Origin of the sequence: Alkalitalea saponilacus, assembly GCF_900168165.1 — a bacterium.
In the GTDB taxonomy this organism is placed as follows: Bacteria; Bacteroidota; Bacteroidia; order Bacteroidales; family Marinilabiliaceae; genus Natronoflexus; species Natronoflexus saponilacus.
Window position 1 is genome coordinate 117,348 of the sequence record NZ_FUYV01000016.1, and the last position, 11,346, is coordinate 128,693.

The following is an 11,346-nucleotide window of genomic DNA, read 5'->3' on the forward strand; positions in this document are numbered from 1 at the left end:
ATTTAGTTAATCAAACCTTCTTTGTCTGAACCAAAACTCCTGCATTGTAAAGTTTAAGGTAAACCTCGTATAAGTTTCCGATAAATCATTACTATCAGATGTTCCTCTCATGCCATATTCAAATCCTAGATTAATTGATGTAAATGTTCTTCCTACTGGTAAACCTAAACCAAATGTCATGCCAAAATCTGTAATCTGGTTGTTATTGTATTGAAGATAGTCTTCGTAATAGCGCAGTCCTGCACGATACCTTACACGTTGAAAATATCTTGTGGCTGTTCTTTCATTAGGAACAAGTTCAGCACCCAATGAGAGCATATTAGTATTTACTGTTTGACTTATGTCGTCCGGAAAATTAGCGCTGCTCCACCTTTGAGTCGAGTAGTCCATCGCTAGCAGAAATCGTTCATTAAATCTGTATGAGGCGCCTACGCCCAGGTTCATAGGCATTTCAAACTCGTTGTTGTTCCAACGTAATGTGCTGCTGGATATGGTATCGCTATTAAAAAACAGGCTACCATCGAGTTGGTATTGTCTACCTGTAGCCAATGTGGTTGATGTTTTACCCCGCATCGGTGTTCTTGGACGGAATACAGCTCCAAGTGTTAACTGTTCATTTACATTATACTGTACTCCAAAATCAAATAAAAATGAATTAATCTGATGATGATTTTGTAGCCCGTGAACTCTTATGTTATCTCCGAGAAACTCACTAAATGAGGTGTGTTTGATGTTTCCAAACCAATACGATGCATGAACGCCCAGATTTAAATCGTCGCTAATTTTAATACCAACACCTCCATATGCGGAAGAGATATTTCCTGTTCCAATGGCAGACTGAAGTACCGGATTGTCTTGAGGTGATTGAATGATCTCAAATTGGTATCCTGCTTGTGAAACTGGTTTTACTCCAAATGAGGTTCTGACTCTAGGGCTGACTGGGAATCCAATCGCAAAGTAATCAAAGTAAATATCAGAGAATGTTTGAGACTGATCATTGTGCGACAAGGTATTACTGTTGCCTGAAACACCAACCTCAAAAAAGAAATTAAGGGAGTCTATGGCACTGTATGATGCCGGATTCAGGCTGTTTAAGTGTCGGGGCGTTTGAACGCCGATACCTGTACCGCCCATGGCTTCATTTCGACCAAATCCACGATAGTTCATTTCGCCTATGCCATACCTGGAGGTAGGTGAATATGTTCTGGTTTGGGCTGTTGAGATGCCGACTGTTGATAATAAAATAATTGTTGTAAGCAGAAGCTTGATTTGTCTATGCATTGTTTTCCAGTATTCTATTTAGTCCTAGCAAAACTAAATTTTGATTTACAAAGATGGGCTTTTTTAATTTTCTGACAAAAAAATCTGAGTCTCCACCTGTAATAATTGTGTGTAGAGAACCCCAGTTTTTCATACAGAAGTCACGGTAGCCTTCTATTTCAAAAATCATTCCATTAATTACTCCTGATGCAATTGCCTGATTAGTCGTTTCTCCCGGAATGTTGCTGTCCTCATTTCTTGATATCAATGGTAATTTACCGGTAAATTGATTCAAAGCTTTAAATCTGGTTTCCATTCCCGGAGAAATGCTTCCTCCTATATATTTGTCATTCAGTAAAATGTCGTATGTGATTGCGGTTCCTGCATCAATCACTAATATGTTGGTGGCTGGAAAGAGGCTCTGTGCACCGGCTACAGCAGCAATTCTGTCCCTCCCCAGGGTTTCGGGTGTTTTATAATGATTAAAAAAGGGGAGGGGCGTTTGATGATTTAATATAACAACCTTCCCTCCAATTTTATCGAAAACAGACATGTTAAGTTTATCTGTAACACTGCAAATGATTGCTGATTGTGGCTTGTACGCTCCGATGATACTTTTCAGTTTCCCTTGGTCATTGTTTGGAATACTGTCAAAGTGAATTAATGTCTGTTGGTCAAAAATCCCAAATTTTATGGCACTGTTTCCCTGATCTATTGCTAACTTCAACATGTAAATCATGTTTAGTTTATAGAAAAATAGTCTGCAAATTTAATTGATTTATTGTACTTACACCATATATGGGAATAATTTAAGCCATTTGTTTTATTATTCTCATCTGTTTGGGTGTTTTTTAATAAATATTAACCTGGTGACTTTTTATTTCGGATAGAAATTACCTGTCCGTAAGGATTGCTCGCCTCTCCTTTAATACTATTGAAAGAGAATTATCATATGAGAAAAGTACTGATAGTTGAAGATGATAAGTTTTTAGCTGCTATATTTTCTTTGTTTATCAAGGATTTGGGGCACTTATTGGTAGGAAGGTGTCAAACTGGTGCTCAGGCCTTGGAAATGTGTCAGTCCGAGAAACCCGATGTTGTTCTCATGGACATTCATCTGGAAGGAGAACTAGATGGCATTGAAACGGCAGAAAGGATTCAACGTGATTTTGAAATACCGGTAATATTTGTTACCAGCGACACAAGCAGCCAGGTAGTGGAAAGAGCTATTGTGGCAAATTCATACGGATATCTTGTAAAACCTGTTCAAAAAAACGAGTTGAGCATCACCATCGATCTGGCATATTACAAGCATAAGGCTGTAATTGATCAGAAAAGACGGGAACAGAGTTTTCGCCGGTATCTTGCTGAGGCGCCGGTGGCTGTAATAATTGTGCATGACGGACGTATTCAGTATCTTAATATGAATGCTCTGGATCTGTTTCATACTCATTATATTGAAGATATGATCGGATTACCTCTTGTTGATTTCGTTGATGACTGTTCAAAGGGTGCATTTAATGAGTTTATAAGCAATAATGCGGGGACAGGTAGGGTGGCTGAAAGGCACGATATTGTTTTTATGGGGCTGCATAAAAAACCATTGGATGTAGCCATTACCGGTTCCTGGATTGAATTTAACGGAAAACAGGCCTTACAAATCGTAATGATGGATATCACGCCTGAAAAATCAGCCATCAGAGATTGTGAGAAGTTGAGATATGCACTTTTTATGGGTGGAAAAGGGGTTATGATTCTTGATCAAAACTTAAAAGTCTCAGGGGTTACTCCCGGCTTCAAAAGTTTAATCAGATTAGAACAAGGTTCAGATATCAAAGATCTTAATATGGATGAGAGGTTGTTAATGAGTTTGCTAAACGGAAACTTTGAAGAGCAGCAAGAGACAACCATTACATACCTGAACAAGAACTACAAGTGTATGGTGTTTGCCATAGGCCAAACACAAAAGAAGACGCGAGAACTTATAGTTAAGATTGTTGAGTAGTCCGAATATCCTCAATCAGTTGGTAAACATCTGTTATTGATGACACTTTGGAAACAATCAGCCATAGTTTGCCATTCTTTTCTTCCATCTTGGCTTTTTTATGGTTGCTTTGCAACCATAAAAGTATTTGTCCGAATGTACTTGACTGATAAAACGGTGAGGATTGATTACTTACAAAATTGATTCTTACTGTATTGTTTTTGTAAGATATCTTTTCCATTCCTAATGATTCAGCCAAAATACGCATCTTTACCACCAAAAGAAGTCCTTCGGCTTCTTTTGGCAGCTCTCCGAAACGATCCTCTGTATTTTTTCTGAAGTCTTCTATTTTTTCAATCTCCTTAATATTATCAAGTTCCCTGTAGAGGTTCATTCTTTCGGCAATGTTGCTCACGTACTCTTCAGGTAACCTGATGTCTGCATCGGTTTCAATCTGGCAATCGGTTACATATTTCATTGTTTTTTGATGCGACTCAGAATGTTTCAGGGTTTCAGGGTATTCGGTCTCTCTGAGTTCCAGAAGGGCTTCTTCCAGAATACGTTGATAGGTTTCATAACCTATGTCGGCAATGAAACCACTCTGTTCTCCTCCCAATAGATTCCCTGCACCACGAATGTCTAAATCCTGCATGGCGATCTGGAAACCGCTGCCTAAATCGGAAAATTCTTCAAGAATCTTCAGCCTTCGTCTCGCATCATTGGTCAGTGTTGTCACAGGCGGTGCCAATAAGTAGCAAAACGCTTTTTTGTTTGACCTGCCAACTCGTCCCCGCAATTGGTGGAGCTCGCTCAAACCAAACTGGTGTGCGTTATTTATTATTATGGTGTTTGCATTTGGAATGTCCAGTCCGGATTCAATGATGGTTGTTGCAATTAGAACATCATGTTCGCCGTCGATAAATTCCAGCATGATTTTTTCCAGTTTGCTCCCTTCCATCTGTCCGTGTGCAACAACGGTCTTTATATTTGGGAGTAGCCGGTTCACAAAATGCTCAATTTCATGGATGTTCTGAACCCTGTTGTTGATGAAAAACACCTGTCCGTTTCGTTCTACTTCATGCTGAATGGCTTCTTTTATGATGTCAGCATCGAATGTATGTAATTCAGTGAAAATGGGATGGCGATTGGCCGGTGGGGTGTTGAGTATGGACAAATCTCTTGCTCCCATCAATGAAAATTGCAGGGTGCGCGGTATGGGCGTGGCAGTAAGAGTGAGGGTGTCAACATTTATTTTAAGCCGTTTCAGTTTTTCTTTTACCGATACGCCAAAACGCTGCTCCTCATCGATAATGAGTAACCCCAAATCCTTAAAATTTACATCTTTACCAACCAATCTGTGGGTTCCAATTAATATATCCACTTTCCCCTCTGATGTATCTTTTATGATGCCCTTTGTTTCAGATGCTTTTCTTAATCTGCTGATGTACTCTACCCGGCATGGGAAATCCTTTAGTCTGTCACGAAAAGTATGATAGTGCTGGAAGGCCAAAATGGTAGTAGGCACCAACACAGCTACCTGCTTATTGTCGGCTACAGCTTTAAAAGCCGCACGTATTGCCACTTCTGTTTTGCCAAAGCCTACATCTCCGCAAACCAACCTGTCCATGGGATTGTGCTCTTCCATATCCTGTTTTACGGCCTGCGTCGCTTTAATCTGATCGGGCGTATCTTCATAAATAAATGAAGCTTCCAGCTCATTCTGCATAAATGAGTCGGCCGAAAACCCGTAACCGGGTTCAGATTTTCTTCTGGCATAAAGGGCTATCAATTCACGGGCAATGTCTTTAACTTTTTTCTTGGTCTTCTCCTTCATCTTAGACCAAGCCGCTGTACCCAGTTTGTTAACCCTTGGAGGTTCTCCTTCCTGTCCTTTATATTTGCTGATGCGGTGCAGCGAATGTATGTTGACCAGAAGCACATCGTTATCACGATATATCAGTTGGATGGCTTCCTGTTTTTTCCCATTTTCCTGCATGGTCACCAAACCTCCAAACTTCCCAATGCCATGATCCACATGAACAACATAATCACCGGGATTTAGCCGGGTTAGCTCTTTTAATGTGATTGACTGCCGGGCGGCTCTGGTTTTGTCGGTTTTAAGGGTGAATTTGTGATAGCGGTCAAAAATCTGGTGGTCGGTGTATATGCAGAGCTTTAAATCATGGTCGATAAACCCTTCATGAAGCGCGTGGTGCATCTCTTCATACTCCAGGTTACTTCCTCGGTCGCTAAAGATTTGTGTTAATCGCTCAAACTGTCTTTTGTTGTCTGAGAGCACCATGATGCGATACCCGTCTTCAATCATGGTTCTCATATTCTCTTCAATCAAGGAGAACTTTTTGTGAAAGAGAGGTTGAGGCGAGGTGTTGAATTGAATGGTACTAACAGTTGGAGAATTTTGAGGATTTCCCCAGATGATAAACGGTCTGCCGGCAAGCTGTTCCATGAACAGCTTGCCGTTGATTAAATCCTTCACACCGGGTAAATAACGACTTTCCTCGTCATTTTCATCCTTATAAGACGCAGACTTAACTTTCTGATGAATCTCATCCATCTTATTAAAAATGAGGGATGGAGAGTTCATCCAAAATTTAACAGACTGCGGAATGTATTCATTAATGCTGATGAATTGATCTGGAGTAGCAGAAGATAATTTGGGTATGATGGTAATCTCCTCGAAGGTGGTTTTCGACAACTGATTTTCAATGTCAAATGAGCGTATGCTTTCAATCTCATCGCCAAAAAAATCAATTCTATATGGCTCTTCATGCGAATAGCTGAAAACATCAAGAATGGAGCCTCTTACAGAATAATACCCCGGTTCATAAACAAAATCTGCACGTTGAAATCCTAATTCGTTTAAAAAGTCAACCACAAAGAAAAGGTCTGTGTTTTCACCTTTCTTTACGGTAATGGTTTGGTTGCTGATGGTCTCTGAATCGGGAACTTTCTCCATCAATGCCTCAGGATAGGTCACGAAGAAATGACCTGCTGATTGATTTCTCAGATTTTGAAGAGCTTCCGTACGAAGAATAATCTGGCTGCTTTCGGGCTGTCCGTATTCCGGCGATCGTTTGTAAGATGATGGTAGAAAAAAGACAGGAGTTTCACCCAGCAACTGGGTGAGATCGTGATAGAGATAAGCAGCACTTTCCTTATCATCGGCAACTAAAAGGTGCGAAGCATTGTCTTTTAAAGTGGCGGCAATTAAAGATACCGAACTTCCGGTTAATCCTTTTAAGAAAAGATTTCCGTTAGGTGTTTTCAACCATTCCTTAATGGTTGAAATGGATGTGTGATGAAGATATTTCTGTACCGGAGCACTGGATGGGCTCATCTTTTTTTTTGGCAAAAATAATGAAATATGTAAAATTGAGTCCTTAATGGTTCGGGTTTTATGGATATTTATGATTATAATTTCTGAGGATGTATTATTTTTGACTTGTATTGGTTTAACTGTGCGGCATTAGTTGTGAATGGCTAGTTTTATTACATTCAAATTATGCATTGTCTAATATCAATTCCGGGGTATTTGGGACTAATATCTAAAAATCTAATATCTAAGAATCTTAATTCTATGAAAGTATATAAATTTGGCGGAGCATCAGTAAGAGATGCCGAGGGAGTTCGTAATGTTACTTCAATTGTTAAAGGTGCTGAAACACCTTTAGTGGTGGTGATTTCGGCCATGGGTAAGATGACAAATGCTTTTGAAGAGTTAGTTTCTGCATATTTTAGGGAGGAGAAGGAGGTGATGGATGAATGTTTGAAATTTGTGCATGATTATCATACACAAATCATTCACGATTTGTTTGGGAATGCCAATGCATCAAAAAGGTACAATGAACAGATGCACCATTTGGAAACACGTTTGAAGCTATCTCCATCCATGCATTTTGATTTTGAATATGATCAAATTGTAAGTTTTGGGGAGCTTTTATCCACTTCCATCGTAGCAGATTTCTGGGAGCAGGATGGGGTTAAAAGCAGTTGGACAGATGTGCGCACCATCCTTAAAACCGATGATTTGTATCGCGATTCTAATGTTGATTGGTCTTTGACGAATCAGTTAATGATGCAGGCTTTTAATTTTGCTGATGCTGAAGTTTATTTGACTCAGGGTTTTCTGGGTGGAACCATTAGCAACCTCACAACTACGCTGGGGCGGGAAGGTTCCGATTATACAGCTGCAATTATAGGCCATGTGATGAATGCTTCAGATGTGACCATATGGAAGGATGTTCCCGGTGTTTTGAATGCTGACCCCAGGTGGTATCAGGGCGCCGTAAAAATTGAGGAGCTCTCTTACATGGAGGCCATTGAACTTTCTTATTACGGCGCACAGGTTATTCATCCAAAGACTCTTAAACCATTGCAAAATAAGAACATTCCCTTGAAAGTGAGATCTTTTATAGATAAAGAGGAAAAAGGAACAGTTATTTTAGAAAGAACCGGAATTAGTGAGCAGGTACCTGTCTTTATTCTGAAGACCAATCAGATTTTTGTGACCATTTCCCCTCTCGATTTTTCCTTTATCATGGAAGATAAATTGATCGAAATCATCTCAATTTTCAAAAAGTTTCGTGTAAAAATGAATTTAATGCAGAATTCTGCATTAAATTTTTCAGCAAGTTTCGACAGAATCAGGGAAATGGATGTTTTATTAAGTGAATTAAAGAATAATTTCTCAGTACGTTACAACGAGAATGTACAACTAATTACCATTCGGCAGTACACCAACGCTGCCATTGAGGAGATGACCAGCGGAAAAGAAATTTTGGACTCACAGATAACCAGAAAAGTTGCACGGTTTGTAATAAGAGGTTAGTCTTTTTTATTCACCGAAACTCTGAATGCCGGTTTACGGCCAAGGTAGGTTCCTTCATCGGAATATATACCATAAGCCAGAACCATGGATAGAACTTGTTTATGAAATGTCTGGTTGTTTTCATCAAACAGCCAGATCTCTTCAAATTGTATCTCTTCAATGTTCTCTCTTGAAAATTCCGCATCTTTCTCCAGAGCTTCAACATCAGAAATAGTTAATTGCTGTTCTGTAAAATAATCAAAGGCAATTGTTTTGCCAGTGTAAACATTTTCAAAAATGGAATTGATGAGTTTTTGATGTTGAACATTCCTTAAACGATATTCCGCCCACTCATCCATCGGGTCGGTATTGGTTATTTCAACACTATAAATAATGGTGTCGGCTATGATGTGTTCCAAATCGTAAGCCAGGTCTGATACTATTACGCGGTTGGTTTCTTTTACAACCTTAGTGCAGCCTGCAAAAATCATTAAAACAATAAAAATTACCGATGCAGTTCTCATATTTCCACGGTTTATTTTCTTCCAGAAAAGAAACGGGACGATTAATAATCGAAGAGTAATCTGCTCCCTTTTTTTTGTTCGTTTATTACTCCGTTATCGAAAACAAGATGCCCGTTTACCCATGTACGAATTACAGCGTGTTTTAGTTTCGTATTGTTGAAGGGAGTCCATTTGCATTTATATAAAACATTCTCGTCGGTAATTGTCTGGTTTGCGTTGGGATTTACCAGTGCTAGGTCGGCATAATAACCTTCTCTGATGTATCCTCGTTTGCTTACCCTGAACAAAATTGCAGGAGCGTGACACATTTTTTCCACCACCAACTCTTTACTGAGAATTCCCTGGTCAGCAAGTTCAAGCATCACCGGCAATGAATGCTGAACCAGCGGCCCTCCCGATGGAGCACTGAAGTAACTGTTCTGTTTCTCTTGCAGTGTATGGGGAGCATGATCCGTTGCAACCACATCCAGAAGGTTGCTTACAAGACCTTCTCTTAGCGCATCGCGATCGGTAACGGATTTTATGGCAGGGTTCCATTTAATCCTGGAGCCCAACACGTCATAATCGCTTTCATCAAACCACAAGTGATGCACACATACCTCTCCGGTAATTCTTTTTTCTTTAAGTGGAATGGTATTATTTAATAGTGAAAGTTCTTTTTTTGTGGAAAGATGCAGAATGTGTAACCTGCTGTTATGTTTGGTTGCAAGTTCTACTGCTTTTGATGATGATTTGTAGCATGCTTCATCATTACGGATGGCTGCGTGGTAACGGAAAGGCATATCGTTCCCATAAAGGGAACGATATTTTTCACTATTTTCTTTTATGGTAGTTTCATCTTCGCAATGCGTGGTAATCAGCATGGGTATCTCTTTAAAAATATGGTTGAGAGTATCATTACTATCAACCAGCATATTTCCTGTGGAAGAACCCATGAACACCTTAACGCCGCAAACTTTTAACGGATCAACTTTTAAAACTTCCTCTAAGTTATCGTTGGTGGCACCCATGTAAAACGAGTAGTTGGCCATCGATACATCCGATGCCCTTTGGTACTTTGCCTCCAGAGCCTCAATGGATGTGGTTTGTGGCGATGTATTAGGCATTTCCATATAAGAGGTTATGCCACCTGCAACGGCAGCTCTTGATTCGGAACTGATGTCACCCTTGTGAGTAAGTCCGGGTTCACGAAAATGAACCTGGTCATCTATTACACCGGGAATAAGATACATGCCGGAAGCATCAATCTCTTTTTCTGCCTTCGGCAATTCCTCTGAATCTTTGTAAACCTTTTTTATCAGTGAACCATCAATCAGCACAGAACCTGTAAAAGATTCTCCTTCATTTATAATGATGGCATTTTTTATTAATGTGGTACTCATATAATTTCAGTTGTTATTTTTTCTTGTTTGGGTATTTTTTGAACCAACTGTTTACTTTCATTTTAATAACACCCCATACCGCTTCATTAAATATGCCTCCGCTCATTTTAGACGCTCCTTGTTTCCTGTCTGTGAAAATTATAGGAACCTCCATAATGTCGAACCCGAGTTTCCAAGCGGTAAATTTCATCTCAATCTGGAAAGCATAACCCTTGAATTTTATGGCATCAAGATTTATCGCTTCCAATACTTCCCGCTTGTAGCATTTAAATCCTGCGGTTGTGTCCATAATCTTCATCCCGGTTATAACTCTAACATAAACCGAAGCAAAGTATGACATCAGTACCCTTCCCATAGGCCAATTTACAACATTTACTCCGGATTTGTATCTGGAACCAATGGCCATATCTGCATGTTGAACACTACACGCCTCGTACAGCTTGTTTAAATCTTCCGGGTTATGTGAAAAATCGGCATCCATTTCAAAAATGAAATCATACTTTTTTTCAATCGCCCATTTAAAGCCGGTGATGTATGCAGTGCCAAGACCAAGTTTCCCTTCTCGTTCAAGCAGATGCAAACGTTCCGGAAATTCTTTCTGTAATTTTGATACAATCGACGCTGTGCCGTCCGGCGAATTGTCATCTATAATTAATACATGAAATTCATAAGGTTGATCAAATACGGTACGTATAATTGCTTCAATATTTTCTCGCTCATTATAGGTCGGAATTAGCACTATTTTTTTACTCACGATGCTGGTTTTATAATTAAATATTCTATAGTGATGCGAAGATACAATTTAATTAGCTGTATAGATGAAAATTTTCACTGTTTTTCTTTGATCTTATCCGCGGGATATTGTATCTTTATAGTTCCGCCTTTTCTAAAATGGGTGGCATTTAAACTTTTTCTCCTTCATTTATTGTGCGTTATGATTTTGGTGCGAAAATAGTTGGTTCAACATTTGGAAACCCCGATAAGAACCTCTACTTTTGCAGCCGCTTCTTAAGAAGGTTAAGGGGTGCCTAAGACTGAGATTAGGATATTGAATTTTACTGTTTTTTTTGGTTAAAAGAGGGCTGATTAGATTTTATTTAATTGGTTTTCAGATTAGCGTAAAAAACTTCAAAAAAAGTTCAATAATATTTTGGAAAAGGGAAATAAAATTGTTTATCTTTGCAGCCGCTTTCCGCTAAGGGGAGTGTGATAGAAAGGGATTAAGTTCCCGACTATTTGAAGAAAGAAGATATAAGAAAACGTTCTTTGACAATATTGATGCAATACCAAAAGATCTAAGGTTAGACAAAAATTTAATTTAGCAATATCCTTGAGTCAATTTTTTTGAGATATGTCAGGAAATTAGGT

General features: G+C 39.2%; 8 protein-coding genes. 2 read left to right on the forward strand and 6 right to left on the reverse strand.

What is annotated here, in order from left to right:
* Positions 1 to 6 precede the first annotated feature (6 nt).
* Complete coding sequence (locus B5X70_RS13175; RefSeq protein WP_079558371.1) at positions 7 to 1,281, reverse strand: BamG family beta-barrel-assembly machinery protein; 1,275 nt, start codon at positions 1,279 to 1,281, stop codon at positions 7 to 9.
* Positions 1,274 to 1,990 carry a type III pantothenate kinase gene (locus tag B5X70_RS13180; protein WP_232468390.1) on the reverse strand — a complete coding sequence of 239 codons (717 nt, stop codon included), beginning with the start codon at positions 1,988 to 1,990 and terminating at the stop codon, positions 1,274 to 1,276. The genes B5X70_RS13175 and B5X70_RS13180 overlap by 8 nt, the downstream gene beginning before the upstream one ends.
* A gap of 222 nt (positions 1,991 to 2,212) precedes the next feature.
* Between B5X70_RS13180 and B5X70_RS13185 the strand changes: the two genes are divergently transcribed.
* Entirely contained in the window at positions 2,213 to 3,265 is a 1,053-nt protein-coding gene (locus B5X70_RS13185; protein ID WP_079558373.1) for an ATP-binding response regulator, read from the forward strand.
* Here the strand turns inward: B5X70_RS13185 and mfd are convergent.
* The gene (mfd, locus tag B5X70_RS13190; protein ID WP_079558374.1) at positions 3,249 to 6,602 is read right to left on the reverse strand and encodes a transcription-repair coupling factor; all 3,354 of its coding nucleotides are present in this window, start codon (positions 6,600 to 6,602) and stop codon (positions 3,249 to 3,251) included. The genes B5X70_RS13185 and mfd overlap by 17 nt on opposite strands.
* Positions 6,603 to 6,842: 240 nt before the next feature.
* Here mfd and B5X70_RS13195 point away from each other — a divergent pair, with 240 nt between their 5' ends.
* Positions 6,843 to 8,093 (forward strand): aspartate kinase, encoded by a 1,251-nt coding sequence (locus B5X70_RS13195; RefSeq protein ID WP_079558375.1) that lies wholly within the window; start codon positions 6,843 to 6,845, stop codon positions 8,091 to 8,093.
* On the opposite strand, the gene B5X70_RS13200 is transcribed toward B5X70_RS13195, so the two are convergent.
* From B5X70_RS13200 to B5X70_RS13210, 3 genes are read right to left on the reverse strand one after another with little or no spacing between them, the layout of a single operon-like run.
* A complete protein-coding gene (locus tag B5X70_RS13200) occupies positions 8,090 to 8,596 on the reverse strand; it encodes a hypothetical protein (protein ID WP_079558376.1) in 507 nt (168 codons plus the stop codon). The two genes, B5X70_RS13195 and B5X70_RS13200, sit on opposite strands and share 4 nt — an antisense overlap.
* A gap of 41 nt (positions 8,597 to 8,637) precedes the next feature.
* Positions 8,638 to 9,978 (reverse strand): dihydroorotase, encoded by a 1,341-nt coding sequence (locus tag B5X70_RS13205; RefSeq protein ID WP_079558377.1) that lies wholly within the window; start codon positions 9,976 to 9,978, stop codon positions 8,638 to 8,640.
* Positions 9,979 to 9,991: 13 nt separating this feature from the next.
* Positions 9,992 to 10,732: a polyprenol monophosphomannose synthase gene (locus B5X70_RS13210; protein ID WP_079558378.1), complete on the reverse strand. Its 741-nt coding sequence runs from the start codon at positions 10,730 to 10,732 to the stop codon at positions 9,992 to 9,994.
* Positions 10,733 to 11,346: the final 614 nt, after the last annotated feature.